The sequence below is a fragment of the Antarctobacter sp. genome (assembly GCF_034670325.1).
Taxonomy (GTDB): domain Bacteria; phylum Pseudomonadota; class Alphaproteobacteria; order Rhodobacterales; family Rhodobacteraceae; genus Antarctobacter.
In genome coordinates, this window is sequence record NZ_JAXMNR010000006.1 from 43,120 (window position 1) to 57,860 (window position 14,741).

At 63.5% G+C, this 14,741-nt stretch carries 13 protein-coding genes and 1 tRNA gene; 5 read left to right on the forward strand and 9 right to left on the reverse strand.

What is annotated here, in order from left to right; all coding sequences use genetic code 11:
• Nucleotides 1-184 precede the first annotated feature (184 nt).
• From VOI21_RS15650 to VOI21_RS15670, 5 genes are all read left to right on the forward strand, one after another.
• Nucleotides 185-841 carry an ABC transporter ATP-binding protein gene (locus VOI21_RS15650; RefSeq protein WP_323770878.1) on the forward strand — a complete coding sequence of 219 codons (657 nt, stop codon included), beginning with the start codon at nucleotides 185-187 and terminating at the stop codon, nucleotides 839-841.
• Nucleotides 838-3,234, forward strand: a complete 2,397-nt coding sequence (locus tag VOI21_RS15655) for an FtsX-like permease family protein (protein WP_323770879.1) — start codon at nucleotides 838-840, stop codon at nucleotides 3,232-3,234. Before VOI21_RS15650 ends, VOI21_RS15655 begins: the two co-directional genes overlap by 4 nt.
• Nucleotides 3,224-4,264, forward strand: a complete 1,041-nt coding sequence (locus tag VOI21_RS15660; protein WP_323770880.1) for a lipocalin-like domain-containing protein — start codon at nucleotides 3,224-3,226, stop codon at nucleotides 4,262-4,264. The genes VOI21_RS15655 and VOI21_RS15660 overlap by 11 nt, the downstream gene beginning before the upstream one ends.
• Nucleotides 4,261-4,968: a hypothetical protein gene (locus VOI21_RS15665; RefSeq protein WP_323770881.1), complete on the forward strand. Its 708-nt coding sequence runs from the start codon at nucleotides 4,261-4,263 to the stop codon at nucleotides 4,966-4,968. The genes VOI21_RS15660 and VOI21_RS15665 overlap by 4 nt, the downstream gene beginning before the upstream one ends.
• Nucleotides 4,969-5,167: 199 nt before the next feature.
• Nucleotides 5,168-5,665, forward strand: coding sequence for a pseudoazurin (locus VOI21_RS15670; RefSeq protein ID WP_323770882.1), 498 nt, complete (start codon nucleotides 5,168-5,170; stop codon nucleotides 5,663-5,665).
• Between the two features lie 512 nt (nucleotides 5,666-6,177).
• On the opposite strand, the gene VOI21_RS15675 is transcribed toward VOI21_RS15670, so the two are convergent.
• The 9 genes from VOI21_RS15675 to VOI21_RS15715 all read right to left on the reverse strand — a co-directional run bounded on the left by VOI21_RS15675 (nucleotide 6,178) and on the right by VOI21_RS15715 (nucleotide 14,518).
• Nucleotides 6,178-6,254 (reverse strand) — tRNA-Met (locus tag VOI21_RS15675).
• A gap of 165 nt (nucleotides 6,255-6,419) precedes the next feature.
• Nucleotides 6,420-7,733 carry an ATPase gene (locus VOI21_RS15680; RefSeq protein WP_323770883.1) on the reverse strand — a complete coding sequence of 438 codons (1,314 nt, stop codon included), beginning with the start codon at nucleotides 7,731-7,733 and terminating at the stop codon, nucleotides 6,420-6,422.
• A 93-nt stretch (nucleotides 7,734-7,826) separates the two neighbouring features.
• Nucleotides 7,827-8,330, reverse strand: coding sequence for a prepilin peptidase (locus VOI21_RS15685; protein WP_323770884.1), 504 nt, complete (start codon nucleotides 8,328-8,330; stop codon nucleotides 7,827-7,829).
• 3 nt (nucleotides 8,331-8,333) lie between these two features.
• On the reverse strand, nucleotides 8,334-9,185 hold the full coding sequence (locus VOI21_RS15690) for a hypothetical protein (protein ID WP_323770885.1): 852 nt from the start codon (nucleotides 9,183-9,185) through the stop codon (nucleotides 8,334-8,336).
• Between the two features lie 87 nt (nucleotides 9,186-9,272).
• Nucleotides 9,273-9,845, reverse strand: a complete 573-nt coding sequence (locus tag VOI21_RS15695) for a tetratricopeptide repeat protein (protein WP_323770886.1) — start codon at nucleotides 9,843-9,845, stop codon at nucleotides 9,273-9,275.
• Nucleotides 9,846-9,849: 4 nt separating this feature from the next.
• Nucleotides 9,850-10,827, reverse strand: a complete 978-nt coding sequence (locus tag VOI21_RS15700; RefSeq protein ID WP_323770887.1) for a type II secretion system F family protein — start codon at nucleotides 10,825-10,827, stop codon at nucleotides 9,850-9,852.
• 12 nt (nucleotides 10,828-10,839) lie between these two features.
• The gene (locus VOI21_RS15705) at nucleotides 10,840-11,805 is read right to left on the reverse strand and encodes a type II secretion system F family protein (protein WP_323770888.1); all 966 of its coding nucleotides are present in this window, start codon (nucleotides 11,803-11,805) and stop codon (nucleotides 10,840-10,842) included.
• 5 nt (nucleotides 11,806-11,810) lie between these two features.
• Nucleotides 11,811-13,250: a CpaF family protein gene (locus VOI21_RS15710; RefSeq protein ID WP_323770889.1), complete on the reverse strand. Its 1,440-nt coding sequence runs from the start codon at nucleotides 13,248-13,250 to the stop codon at nucleotides 11,811-11,813.
• 14 nt (nucleotides 13,251-13,264) lie between these two features.
• Nucleotides 13,265-14,518: an AAA family ATPase gene (locus VOI21_RS15715; protein WP_323770890.1), complete on the reverse strand. Its 1,254-nt coding sequence runs from the start codon at nucleotides 14,516-14,518 to the stop codon at nucleotides 13,265-13,267.
• Nucleotides 14,519-14,741 lie beyond the last annotated feature (223 nt).

Sequence of the window (14,741 nt, forward strand, 5' to 3'; positions counted from 1 at the left end):
AGGTGCGGCCCCGGTCCAAAAGGCCGGGGCCGTTTCCTTTTGACAAAGCGCGCATTGACCCCGGTGCGGCATAAGCGGGCAGGGTGGCCGATATGTTGCGGGTCTTGAACTGGCTATCTGTTGCGCGGCGGGCAGGTTTGCTAACTGCATTGCAGACCTAGTTATGCCCGACGGAGGATGAGGAATGCTGCTCGACGTCAGGAACGTGACCAAAAGCTTTGCCTCGGCGGATGGGCCGGTGCCGGTGTTGGCGGGCGTGGATATGGCGCTGGACCTTGGCCAGACGCTGTCGTTGCAGGGTGAATCCGGGTCGGGCAAGAGCACCTTGATGCATATTGTTGGTGCGCTGGACACGGCGGACAGTGGTGAAATCCTGTTTGACGGGCGCGACATCGCGGCGCTGGATGAGGGCGGGCGCGCGGCGCTGCGCCGGTCCGAGGTTGGCGTGATCTTTCAGCAGTTCAACCTGATCCCGTCGCTGGATGTGACGGAAAACATCCGCTTTCAGGCGCGCCTTGCGGGGCGCGAAGACGCGGATGGCGTGGCGCATCTGATCGAGGTGTTGGGCCTAAGCCCCCACGCGCGCAAATACCCCGAGCAACTGTCGGGCGGCCAGCAACAGCGTGTCGCCATCGCGCGGGTGCTGGCAGTGCGGCCCCGGCTGATTTTGGCGGATGAGCCGACCGGCAATCTGGATGAGGCGACGGCGGCGGATGTGCTGGACGAGATGCTGTCGCTGGTCTCTGCGACCGGCGCGGCGCTGATGGTTGTCACCCACTCGCCCGCCGTGGCAGCGCGGATGGACCGGCAGTTGCACCTCAGCGGTGGGCGGCTGGCATGACGCGGGCCTGTTTGCAGGCGCTTTGGTCGCACTGGCGGCGCAACCCGTTGCAGTTGTTTACCTTTCTCGCCGGTCTTGCGCTGGCAACGGCGCTGTGGTCGGGCGTACAGGCGATCAACGCCGAGGCGCGGGCCAGCTATGATGCGGCGGCGGCGACGCTGGGCGAGGGGCGGTTTGACCAGTTGTTGCCCAAGGCCGGAGAGGGGTTTGCGCAGGACACCTATGTCGCGCTGCGCCGCGCCGGGTGGCAGGTGTCGCCGGTGGTCGAGGGCCGTCTGCGGCTGGACGGCGGCGCGGTGCGGGTGATCGGTCTGGACCCGCTGACCACGCCGGGCGGGCTGAGCCCGGTTGCGGGGACGCAGGACATTGATCTAGATGCCTTTCTGACGGTCGGTGTGCTGTTTGCGGATGCCGCCACAGCGGCGCGCATGCGCGATCTGCCGCAAGAGGTGGTGGTGGATGCCACTGTGGCGCCGGATACGGTGCTGACGGATGTGGGGGTGGCACAGCGGCTGCTGGACCGGCCCGAGCGGTTGAGCCGATTGATCGTGGCACCGGGGCAGCCGCTGGACCTGCCGCCGCTGGGCGATGTGGCACCGGGGCTGATGCGGGTCGCGGCGCAAAGCTCCAGCGATGTGGGGCAGTTGACCGACAGTTTCCACCTGAACCTGACCGCCTTTGGCCTGCTGAGCTTTGCCGTCGGTATTTTCATCGTGCATGGCACCATCGGGTTGGTGTTCGAACAGCGCCGGGGGATGGTGCGGACGCTGCGCACGCTGGGCGTGCCGTTGCGGCGGCTGATGGCGTTGATGGCGGCGGAACTGCTGGCGCTGTCGCTGGTGGCGGGCGGGATCGGCGTGGTGCTGGGCTATGTGGTGGCGGCGCTGTTGCTGCCGGATGTGGCCGCAACGCTGGAGGGGCTCTACGGCGCGCAGGTGGCGGGTGGGCTGCAACTGCGCCCGATCTGGTGGCTGTCGGGGTTGGGCATTGCGGTGCTGGGTGCGGGTCTGGCCGGGGCGGGGGCGCTGTGGCGGATTGCGCGGATGCCGATACTGGCCAGCGCGCGGCCCCGGGCCTGGGCGATGGTGGCCGGGCGCGGACGGCGGGTGCAGGGCGGTCTGGCGGTGGTTCTGTTGGCGCTGGCGGCGCTGATCGGCGCGCTTGATCTGGGCCTGCTGGCGAGTTTCGTGATGCTGGGCTGTCTGATGATCGGCGCGGCGCTGGCGCTGCCGCTGCTGCTGGGCGCGGTGCTGGCCCTGGGGCAGGCACGGGCGCGGGGGGTGATCTCGGGCTGGTTCTGGGCGGATACGCGCCAGCAATTGCCGGGGCTGAGCCTTGCGCTGATGGCGCTGCTGCTGGCGATGGCGGCGAATGTGGGCGTCTCGACGATGGTGTCGAGCTTTCGGCTGACCTTTGTCGATTTCCTCGACCAGAGGCTGTTTGCGGATGCCTATGTGCGCGGGCTGGACCGCGACCGCGCTCTCCAGATCGAGGGTTTTCTGACGGCGCGCGGGTATGACGTGCTGCCGTTGCTGTCGGTGGATACGCGGCTGGCGGGGGTGCCGTCCGAGCTGATGGGCGCGCGGGTCGGTCCGGCCTATGTCAGCAACTGGAAATTCGTCGCGGCGGTGCCGGACGCATGGCAGCAGGTCGCGGCGGGCGAGGCGGTCATTGCCAATGAGCAACTGGTGCGGCGCGCGGGGCTGTGGGTCGGAGACGTGCTGGATCTGGGCGGCGGGCTAAGCCTGCCTTTGGCCGGGGTCTATGGCGACTATGGCAACCCGGTTGGGCAGGCGATCCTGTCAGAGACGTCGTTCACAGGGCTGTTTCCAGAGGAAAGCCCCCGGCAATTCGGCGTGCTGGGGGCCACGGCGGAGGAGCTGCGCGCCTCTCTTGGTCCCGCGTTCGAGATGCCTGCCAGCAGCATCATCGACCAGAGCGCGGTCAAGGCGTTCTCCTTGGGAGTGTTTGAGCGCACGTTCACCGTGACGGCGGCGCTGAACGTGCTGACGCTGGCGGTGGCGGGATTTGCAATCCTGATGAGCCTGCTGACGCTGGCGGCGATCCGGCTGCCGCAGCTTGCGCCGGTCTGGGCGATGGGGCTGACGCGCGGGGCGCTGGCGCGGGTCGACCTGCTGCGCGCGCTGGTGCTGGCGGCCTTGACGGCGGTGCTGGCGCTGCCGCTGGGACTGGCGCTGGCATGGGTGCTGCTGGCGGTGGTCAACGTCGAGGCCTTTGGCTGGCGGTTGCCGATGTATCTGTTCCCGCTGGACTACGCGCGGTTGGGGCTGTTCACGCTGGCGGCGGCGGGGCTGGCCGCGCTGTGGCCCGCGCTGCGGATGGCGCGCACGCCGGTGTCGCAATTGCTGGGGGTGTTTGCCAATGAGCGTTAGGGCGCTGTTGATCCTGCTGCTGTGGACGCAAGGCGCGCTGGCGCAGGGGTTTGCCGGGTTGGGCACGGATGCCGAAGGCTTTGCCGTGCCGCGTCCCGATCCGGTCTTTGACTTTCCCGCAGACCACGGCCCGCACCCGGACTACCGGATCGAATGGTGGTATCTGACCGCCAACCTGACGGCGGAGGACGGCACGGAATACGGGCTGCAATGGACGCTGTTCCGGTCGGCGCTGGCCCCCGGTGAGGCAGCGGGCTGGTCCTCTCCGCAGGTCTGGTTTGCCCATGCGGCGGTGACGACGCCCGAAGCGCATCACGTCGCCGAACGGTTCGCCCGTGGCGGGATCGGGCAGGCCGGGGTGCATGCCGCGCCGTTCGAGGCATGGATCGACGATTGGCGGATGGCCGGGCCGACGTTGGATGCCCTGGACCTGAGCGCCAGTGGGCCAGCGTTCCGCTATGACATGCGGCTGGTGGCGGAGGGGCCATTGGTGTTCCACGGGGCGGATGGCTATTCGGTGAAATCCGCCGAGGGGCAGGCGAGTTACTACTACTCGCAACCTTTCTATCGCATCGCAGGGACTCTGCATTTGCCCGAGGGGCCGGTTGAGGTGTCCGGCAGCGCCTGGCTGGATCGGGAGTGGTCCTCGCAACCGCTGTCGGATCAGCAATCCGGGTGGGACTGGTTTTCGCTGTCACTGGACGGTGGGGCCAAGCTGATGGGGTTTCTGCTGCGCCAGACAGATGGCGGCACCTATAGCTCGGCCACATGGATTGGCCCCGATGGCGAAACGCAGGCCTATGGCGACGGCGCGTTCCGGGCCGAGCCGCTGGAGAGGGCAGAGGTGGCGGGGCGCGCGATGCCGGTGCGCTGGGCGGTGACGCTGCCGGACAAGGGGCTGGAGGTCGTCGTCGAGGCCATCAATGACAACGCTTGGATGGACCTGTCAATCGCCTATTGGGAAGGGCCGGTGCGGGTCAGCGGCAGCCACGCGGGGCGCGGCTATCTGGAAATGACGGGATACGAATGAGCGGTCTGCGACGGAAATGGCGAAGGATGCGCGCGGCGGCCTTGGTGGTTGCGGCGCTTGGCGGTGCTGGTCCGTCCTGCGCCTTGGCAGACCGGATCACATTGATCGTGGATCGCGGACCGCGCGCGGTCGAGGTGTTCCTTGCCATGCCAGTCAGTACCGCGGTCACCCGCTTTGGTCTGAATCCGGACCTGTTGAAGGGGCCGGGCGGGGTGGTGGATTTTGCGGACTTCAGTGGCGGCACATGGGATATTGGCGATGCGCTGTTGGCGGGCGTCGATGTTCGGATCGGCAGAGCGCCCGCCGGGTTTGAGGCGACCTCACTCATGGTGCATCTCAAGGACCAGCCCTTGCCGTTCCAAACCCCGTTCGACGGGTTGACCGCGATTTCTGTCTGCGGCGTGGCCCAGCCGGTGACGCCCCCCACGCTGGACGATCTGTATCTTTATGCGGGTTTTGTCGCCTATCCGCCAAACGCGGAGGCCCCCTTGCGGTTCGACCTGCCGGAGGGGCCGGGGGAGCGGCTGTCGGTTACGGTCCGCGAGTACGGGGCGGGGCGCACGGGCACCCCGCGAAACCTGCATCTGGACCCCGGTCAGCCGCTGATCCTTGGGCAGAAAGTTGGACTGTCGCTGTGGGGGTTGGGTCTGGCTACAGTTGCCCTGTGCGGCATCGTGGCGCTGCGCGCGGTCCGTCGGAGTTGATCCCGGCCCTGCCGTCAGGGGCCTGCGACAAAGCGGCCCGATGGGGGCTGGTTAGCGCTAAACCACGACCAAATGGCAATGCCTGAAGGGCCTGAGGGGCCCGCCCTGCGCTGGACAATCTGCCGCGCGATACCCCACCTTGACCCCATCGCGCCCCGGCCCAAGTTACGACCGGATAGCAAAACCGATGGAGGAAATCGTGACTCAATTCATCACTCGCCGCACTGCTCTGCTTTCAGCGGCCGCGACCGCATCGCTTGCCCTTTCGCTGCCCGCCCGTGTGCTGGCGGCGACCACGCATGACGTGCAGATGTTGAACAAGCACCCCGAGGACCGCAAGCTGCGTCAGGTCTTTTTCCCGCGCATCGCGGTGATCGAGCCGGGCGATACGGTCCGTTTTCTGGCGACCGACAAGGGCCACAACGCCCAGTCGTCGGACGGCATGGCGCCGGAAGGTGCCGCCGAGTTCAAAGGCAGGATCAACGAAGAGATCGAGGTGACCTTTGATACGCCGGGGTTCTACGGCTACCAGTGCCAGCCGCACTATGCCATCGGCATGGTCGGCCTGATCGTCGTCAAGGGCGAGGGCATGATGGACAATCTGGACGCGGCCAAAGCGGTCAAGCATCGCGGCAAGGCCAACGCCGTCTGGGGCGACATCTGGGCCGAAGTGGACGGCATGGACCTGACCGCCTGAGCGCGGCGACATTGTCGGAACGACAGAGGGGGGCGCGGCTGCGCCTCCCCTTTCTACTTGCTTCCAAAGGCGCACTTGGATCATTTTAAAGATTGCGCCCCCAATTACACTAACCGGGGGCGCAATAACTACCAGCGCTTGGAGACATAGTGATACAGGCACCATGCGATTGGTGTGGCGAGACTGGAAACCGACGTGATCATTTGGATCATGTCGGGGTTCGAAAGAAAATGGCTCACTTGGGTTACCCCTTAGGTGTGGTCCCGTTTTTCTTCTTCTTTTTCGGTAAGATTGGTGTGAATTGCTTTTGCCAGCGCGCCGGTTGCCACGACTATCACATCCGCTCAACAAAGGGTTGCCCCTCTGATTTTCCCATACACTAGATATGGTATCGGTAACTGAACTTCAACAAGCTGGCGCAGAGTTTTTGTTTCTTGCAGGCGGTGGATTGGTGGGTCTATGAGGCCCGCCACAAAAATTTTCATTACCACCAACAGTTTATGTGGGAAGACTGGTGGCGTGGGGGGGACTCGAACCCCCGACCTAACGATTATGAGTCGTTCGCTCTAACCAACTGAGCTACCGCGCCATGCAGTGGGGGGTCGGATACGGAAGGTGCGGGCTGGCGTCAAGCCGTATTTCGCCAAAATCGGCAGGTGACGCGCCGGTCGGCGCAGGATGGCATGGCCGCGCGGAGAAGACTGCCCCGACCCGGCGGGGCGGCGGCCTCTGTTTGCCATGATCTGCCTGGCCGTCATTTGACGATATGCTCATCCTTGACGAACATGTTGTCCCAGGCGCGGTCGATCAGTTCCGGTGTCATCTTGTAGGGGATGCCCTCGAAGTCACAGACAGAGATCATCTGGTCGATCAGGAAGATCGGCTGATAGTTGGCGTAGATGTTCTTGATCGTCGGATACTTGTTGCGCAGCAGATGGACGAGGCTGGCCTCATCCAGTTGCATCTTTTTCTTGCGCGCCACGAGGCTGAAGATCTTGAGGAAGTCCTGCTGGTGCGGTCCGTCGATCTTGATCTTGAAGAAGATCCGGCGCAGAGCGGCCTGATCGAAGATCTCATTCGGGTGGAAGTTGGTGGAAAAGATCACCAGCGTGTCAAAGGGCACCTCAAACTTTTCACCCGATTGCAGGGCGAGGATGTCCTTGGATTCCTCCAGCGGCACGATCCAGCGGTTGACCAGCTTTTGCGGCGGCTCGGCCTGACGGCCAAGGTCATCGACGATAAAGATGCCGCCGGTGGATTTCAGCTGTAGCGGGGCCTGATAGGTGCGCGCCGTGGGGTTATAGACAAGGTCGAGCATGTTCAGCGACAGTTCACCCCCGGTGATGACCGTGGGCCGCTGGCACAGCACATAGCGGCGGTCGAACCGCGCGGTGCGGCGCAGCGAATTGGGGTTCTCATTGTCGCCTTCGGCCTTGGAATGCACAATCGGGTCATAGACGGTGATGACCTGACCGGAATATTCGATGGCGCGCGGAACATAGATCCGGTCGCCCATCGCGTCGCGGATGCCGTTCGAGATCGAGGATTTGCCGTTGCCCGGCGGTCCGTACATCAGGATCGACCGGCCCGAGGACACCGCAGGTCCAAGATTCGAGATCAGGTCGTCGGGCAGGACAAGGTGGCCCATAGCCCCGGTCAACTGGTCGCGGGTGATCTGGATATTGCGGATCGACTGGCGCTTGACCTGTTCGGCATAGACGTCCAGCGGCACCGGCATCGGGCCAAAGTATTCGGACTGCGCCAGCGCATCCAGCGCCCGCGCCTTGCCGGTGTCGGTCAGTTGATAAGGCATCTCAGAGGACACCTCGCCCGCGGGCCCCATGGTGCCCATGGCCTCCATCAAGCCCTGCGCACGGCACATGTCGATCAGTTCCTGCGTCACGGTCACCGGCAGGCAGACCGTTTGCGCAAGATCGGTCACGATGTTGGTGTTCTTGCGGAACATCGTCTTGAGGATGATGTCACGCATCATCACCAGCGGAAGCTGCATCTCTTCGATGCGCTTGGGTGGCGGCGGGGCCATGACGGCGCCGGTCTCCATGTTCATGTCGGGTCTGCCCTCAACTGCTTTGCGTCAAGGGTGCCTTTGGATTGTGGCGTGACAACGGCGGCGGTGAGGAAAGACGCGGACCGGGGTGGGTCAGGGCGTGGATTGCCCGTAAAACAACCCCAGCCCGAGGTAGATCGCCAGCGTTCCGCCCAGTGCCAGCCCCATCGGGAACTTGGAGCCCACGTCCCAGCTGTGCCAGTCCGGGGCCAGACGGCGCAGCGGCGTCCGCTTGGCCAGCCGGTGCGCGACAAAGGCCGCCAGCAGGTTGGCCGCAAAGAGCGCCATCAAAAAGCGCAGGTCACCGATATGGATGAACGGGGCGGCGGCGGCGGCGAACTTGGCATCGCCCGCGCCCATCGCCCCACCGGCGTTGAGCGCGATGCCCGCCACCAGAACAACCACCAGATGCAGGTAGCGCCACAGGTAGGCGTCCAGCGGCAGCGCGATCACACCGATAAAGAGATAGACGAGGAACAGCGCCACAACCGCATGGTTGGGAATGCGCATCCCCTTCATGTCGGTATAGCAAATATAGATGCAGATCGGCAGCGCGAAGGGCAGGAACCACGCAGCCGCGAGAACGCTCTGGGACACGGGTCAGGCCTCTTCGAGAGCGGCCAGCGCGCGGGCTGCGGCGTCAAAGTGCTGCGGGTGCGTTTCCAGCGCCTCGCGCAGCAGCGCCTTGCCGGTCTTGACGTCGCCGCTCTTGACTGCGGCAAGGCCAAGGGTGTGCAGCAGTTCGGCGCGTTCGACCTGTGTCATCGGGATCACCGGCATTTCGTATTTGCCCTGTGCGCCGCGTGCCATCACCAGATTGTTCTTGGCGGTGAACAGCTTTTCGTCGTGGCGGATCGCCTCGACAAACAGCTTTTCGGCGGCGGGCAGGTCGCCGCGCGCCAGTTTGGAATAGCCCCAGTTGTTCAGAACGGAGGCGGGTTTGGTCGTCAGGCCAACCGCCACCTCATAGAAACTGTCGGCCTTTTTCCACTCTTCGTTGCCGTCGGCGATCATCGCTTCCAGCCGGTAGCGTTTGAAGGTCTCGAAAGTCGGCGGGATGGCGTCCAGCACCTTTTCCGCCGCATCCCAGTCCCCGGCGCGGATCAGCGTATCGGCAAGTTGAACCTTGTCGCCATCGTTGCTGTCCTTGTGGTCGACCACCTTGGCCCAGGCCACTTTGGCCTCTGGAATGCGCTTGGCGCGCACCAGCGAAATCGACAGCCCGCGCAGAAGGTCGATCCGGTCGGGGTTTTCAGACGCGGAGCGCTGGAAATAGGCGACCGCCTCATTCGGGTCGCCCACGGTCAGCATGACCTCGTTGAGGTCGCTTTCATCGACGACGTTCACGCCTTGGAACTTGCGGTCCATTTCGGCGCTGTTGATGTCTTTTTCACAGGCCGAAAGCGCGACCACGCCGGCCGCGCAAATGGAAACGAGAATAGGATGGCGCATTTTGCCTGCGTCCTTGTGCTGCTCTGCCTCTGTCCCGCCTTTTTGGCGGTTGTTTTTTGTGCCCCGGTGTTTCGAGGCTGGTGACCGTCAGGTGCCGGTGTTCCGGATAAGGTAGTCTCCGTGACCGCGGCGAACGATCTTGTAGTCTTGCTCTAACTCCGGACCATAAACGGAATTTTCCAATTTTGCGAGCGCCAAGCGCAGATTGTCGCGAATTGAGTCACTTTGGCCATTGTCGAGCGCATAGGCGCGGCGAAAGACCTCTGTCGCCTCGGCTGTCTCACCCTTTTCGATCAGCACGATACCAAGGTTGTTCCATGCCTCGGCCCATTCCGGTTCGGCCTTGATCGCGCGGCGCAACAGCGGTTCGGACTGGTGCAGCCGCCCCAGTCCAAGGTTTGCCGACCCCAGTGCCATCAGCACCTCGCCGGTCAGCCCCTGATCGGCGGCGGCGCGGGTAAACGCCTCTAGCGCCAGTTCGAACTGTCCGGAGGCCATCAGCCGGTGCCCGACAGTCAGGCCGTCGACCGCCTCGCCGCGCGGATCGAGCCCCGGCGCATAAGGCGAGGCGTCCGGATCGGGGCCATGCGCAGACGGGCCGCCTGCGGTGCAGGCGGCCAGTTGTGTCAGGATCAGGATGGCCCAGAGAGCCTGTTTCATACGGTCATTGACCCACGGCAAGCGAACCCATTTCAGAGATGCCAACCGCAGACGGGCCCACGAGGATGATCAACAGCGGCGGCACTGTCAGCATCATAGTCACCAGCGTCATCTTTGTCGGCAGTTTGTTGGCCGCTTCTTCGGCGCGCATGACTCTTTTGTCACGCATTTCATCAGAGTAGACGCGCAAGGCGTCGGAAATCGAGGTGCCGAAGGAGGTTGCCTGATTGAGCACGGTCACAAAGGACGAGATATCCGGCAGGCCACAGCGATCGGACATGTCGTTGAGAACCTGACCCCTGTCCTTGCCCGCCTTCATTTCGTAGCTGATGATCTCATATTCGTCGGCAAGATCGGGGAAGGAGGTGCGCAGTTCCTTGGCGACGCGCACGATGGACTGGTCCATCGACTGACCGGCCTCGACGCAGACAAGCATCATGTCGAGGCTGTCGGGAAAGCCTTGCTGGATCTGTTCCTGACGTTTCTTGACCCGTTTGTTGACCCAGTATTTCGGGGCCATGTAGCCAAAGGCACCGGGGCCGAGAATGGACATGACCTTGGTCTGCATCGTCGCCGTTTCGGGATCGACGAGCGTCAGGTAATACGCCACGCCAGCGCAGAGCAGCGCGATCCCCAGCGCGAATTGCGCGAAGTAGTAGATCTGCACCGCGTCCTTGGAGCGGTATCCCGCCTGCATCAGCTTGGTGCGGATCTCGGACAGTTCCTTGGCGTCCTGCGGTTCCAGAAATTGCGCGTACTTGTTGAGCTTGTCGTTCTTGCTTTTCTCGCGCAGGACGGCGCGGGTTTCGGCGTCCATCCGCCTTTGGCCGCTCTCTTTCAGCTTGTCGAGCGGGTCAGGTCGGGAATTGAGGAGCATCGGAATGGTGGCGACGATCAAGAGCGCGGCCAGTCCGGCGACGACGATCAGCGGCCCGGCGGGGCCAAGCAGTTCTGTGATCGTCGTATTGATACTATCGAACATTGGCAGCGTTCCTTAGACCTTGATGTCTACCAGCCAGCGCATGACGAGCATGTTCGCGACCAGCATGATACCCACGATAAAGCAGGCGGGAATGAACCACGGGTGGTCCAGAACCTCGTCGTAATAATCCGGCTTGGCCACCTGAATGAAGATCAGCGCGCCGATGGGGAAACCCGACAGGAACTTGCCCGACCACTGCGCCTCGGCGGTGATGGCCTTGACCCGGCGGAACAGGCGAAAGCGTGCGCGGATCACCTTGGACAGACCTTCGAGGATCTCGGCAAGGTTGCCGCCTGCCTGCTGCTGGATCGCCACGGCCACGGCGAGAAAGCGCAAATCCTGCATGTCCAGCCGTTCAGCCATGTGTTTCAGAGACTCGCCCACATCGCGGCCATAGGTGGACTCGTCCGCGATGATACCGAATTCAGTGGCGAGCGGGTCTTTCAGTTCCTTGGCGACGATGGAGATGGCCGAGGAAAACGGGTGCCCCACGCGCAGCGAGCGTACCATCAGTTCTACGGCATCGGGCAGTTGTTCCTCGATCATGCCAAGGCGTTTCTTGGCGCGTTGGTTCACCCAGAAATAGACCCCGCCTACACCCATGCCGACCGACATCAGGCCCCGCACGGCCACGCCCGCCTCTGTGCCGACGCTCAGACCGATGAAGGCAAAGGCCGACGCCGCGGCCATGACCATGATCAATTGTTGCGGCGTAAAGGCCAGCGCCGCTTTCTGCGCCTTGCTTGCCAGCATCGAGTAGATGGGCAGCGAGCGGCTTTGCATGTGCTGGTCCATCTCCTTGCGGAGCTTGGCCAGAACATCCTCGCGGCGTTCGCCCTTGTCGAGCATTTCAAGACGGCGGTTGACGCGGCTGGACAGGCTGATCGACTTGCCGAAGGCGACAAGATAGACGCCGTTGACCAGAATAAGGACCCCCAGAAAGATCCCCCCGTAGATAATCGGTTCTGCGCTGAGCATCTGCCTTACTCCGGTCTGAAGGGTTCGTAGATCGAGGCCGGCACGTCATAGCCCCACATGCGGAACCGTTCCGCATAGGCGCTGCGAACGCCGGTGGCCGTAAAGTGGCCGAGGATCTTGTTGTCGGGCGTCAGGCCGACGCGTTGGAAGCGAAAGATTTCCTGCATGGAGATCACGTCGCCTTCCATACCGGTGATCTCGGTGATCGAGGTCATCCGGCGCGAGCCGTCCTGCAGGCGGCTGGCCTGCACAATCAGGTTCACAGCCGAAGAGATCTGGCTGCGCATCGCCTTGAGCGGCATTTCGATGCCGGCCATGGCGATCATGTTTTCCAGTCGCGCGACACCGTCGCGGGCGCTGTTGGCGTGGATCGTGGTCATCGACCCGTCGTGACCGGTGTTCATGGCCTGCAACATGTCGATGACTTCCTCGCCGCGCGTCTCACCGACGATGATCCGGTCGGGACGCATCCGCAGCGCGTTTTTCAGGCAGTCGCGGGGCGTGACCGCGCCTTTGCCCTCGACGTTGGGCGGGCGGCTTTCCATCCGGCCCACATGGCTCTGCTGTAGCTGAAGTTCCGCTGTATCCTCGATTGTCAGGATACGCTCGCTGTCGTCGATGAAGCTGGACAGCGCGTTAAGCGTGGTCGTTTTGCCGGAACCCGTACCGCCCGAGACGATGATATTCAGACGCGTGGCCACGGCGGCCTGCAGGTAGACGGCCATTTCCTCGGTGAAGGCACCGAAGTTCACCAGATCGTCGATGGCCAGCTTGTCTTTCTTGAACTTACGAATGGAGACCAGAGACCCGTCGATGGCGACCGGCGGGACCATGGCGTTGAAACGCGATCCGTCCTGAAGACGGGCGTCGACATAGGGGTTGGATTCATCGACACGACGACCGACGGCAGAGACGATCTTGTCGATGATCCGCATCAGGTGGCGTTCATCCTTGAACGTCACATCCGACAGGGTCAGCTTGCCGTTCTGTTCGATAAAGATCTGGTGCGGGCCGTTGACCAGAATATCCGAGATGTTCTCGTCCTTGAGCAGCGGTTCCAGCGGGCCAAGGCCTTTTACCTCGTCGTAAAGATCGGCCATCATGGCGCGCCGCTCATCGCGGTTCAGGACAACGCCTTTGTCTTGCAGGGTTTCCTGCGCGATGGAGCTGATCTCCTCACGCAGATCGCCCTCGGACGCCTTGTCCAGCGCCGACAGGTTGAGGTTTTCCAGCAGCGCGCGGTGCAGCTCCAGCTTGATTTCGCCCAGCCGCTCCTTGCGCTTTTTGTCCTTGTCGACCGGCCCGGCCTGAGCGGCGGCGCTGGGCACTACCTTGCGGCGCGACGCGGCGGGTTTGGCGGCGGTGGCCGCCGGGGCCGCGGCGGGCGCCGCAGCTTTGACAGGGGTGGCGTCGGGTGTGGAAGGTTTTTTATAGCGCGAAAACATCACGGTCCTCGTAATCAGGCGGCCTCGGCATCGCTGGCGCCGATGGCATTAAGCTGTTGTGCAAGCTTGACGATCTCGCGGCGGAGCGGGTTCTTTGCGGCATGGTTGGCCAGCGGCAGGCCGTGGTCGCAGGCCTGCATCACTGTTCGCCCGCCGTCGGGCAGTTGGACGTCCAGCGCAATGGCGAGACTGTCGGCGAGCCGTTTGACCCGGCTTTTGCCCTGAAGATCGGTGAATTTCGGCGCCCGGTTGAGTGCGAAACGGATCTTATCAAAGGGCAGGTCTTCGGATTGCAGCGCGCGTTTCAGGCGCAGGGTGTTCTGGGCCGACCGCATGTCGAGTTCGATCAGCGCAAAATATAGTTGCGACTCGGCCAGAACCGTTTCGGTCCACTGCACCAGCGTTGTTGGCATGTCGACGATGACATAGTCGAAATGCTCTCGCGTGATGTCGAGCAGCTTCTTGACCTCGGGCGGGCCTATGATGTCCAGCGGCAGGATGTCGGCAGGCGCGGTAAAGACCTGCAACTGGTCCTCGAAGCTGACCAGCGCCTGAGCAAACGCGTCGCCGTCCATCGATTCAATGTCCGACAGGGTTTCGAACACCGCCTCGCGGCGCGGCAGGTCGAGATAGGTCGAGACCGATCCAAATTGCAGGCCGAGGTCGATCAGGCAGACCTTTGGCTGCTTGTCCTTGCCGCCGATGGCCAGTTCATAGGCCAGGTTCACCGCCAGCGTGGTCGCGCCGACCCCGCCGGCCAACCCGTGGACGCCGATCAGGACGCCATCGCCGCCACCCGAAAGCTTGACGCCTTCGGTGCCGGTGCTTGGTGCCGCTTCGACGGTGGCGGGTGTCGGGGCCGGTTTGCGCAGGCGTTCCAGCGCACCGGCCAGTTCGCCCTCGGGCAGGGGGTAGGGGACAAATTCATCCGCGCCGTCGCGCAGCAGGTGGTGCAAGGAGGCCGGGGTGACGTCCTCGGCGATCAGGATCACCTTGACGCCGTTTTCCTTGGCCGCCCGGATCACGCTGGTCAGCATTGGCAGGTCAGGCTCGTCTATGGCGTCGATGGCCATCGCGACGAACTCCAGCGACCGGGCGTCCGGCTGGCGCAGGAAGGTCGCGGCCTCGTCGAACCCCAGATCGCCCCAACCTTCGCCGAGCAGAGCTTCCATGTCGTCGATGAGCAGGTCGAAGTTCTGGACATCGCGGCTGATCGTGCAGGCCACGATCGGCGCTGGCTCCATTTGCTGTGATGTCGCGTTCGTCATACCTGTCGTCCTCTAAATTTGCCGGATCGGGTGACGTGGCGAAGACGTGTCCCCCGGTCCCGCGGTGCGCGACTCGGGTCGCGGCACGCACTGGTTCTCCAAGGGGACATTCCCCCACAATCGAGGCAACATTTGGGCCAAAAAACCGAAATTGTGCGGTGAACGAGGACCGAATCCGGGCCTTGGGGCGCAATCGTGCCCCCACAACGGTCAACCAAAAACT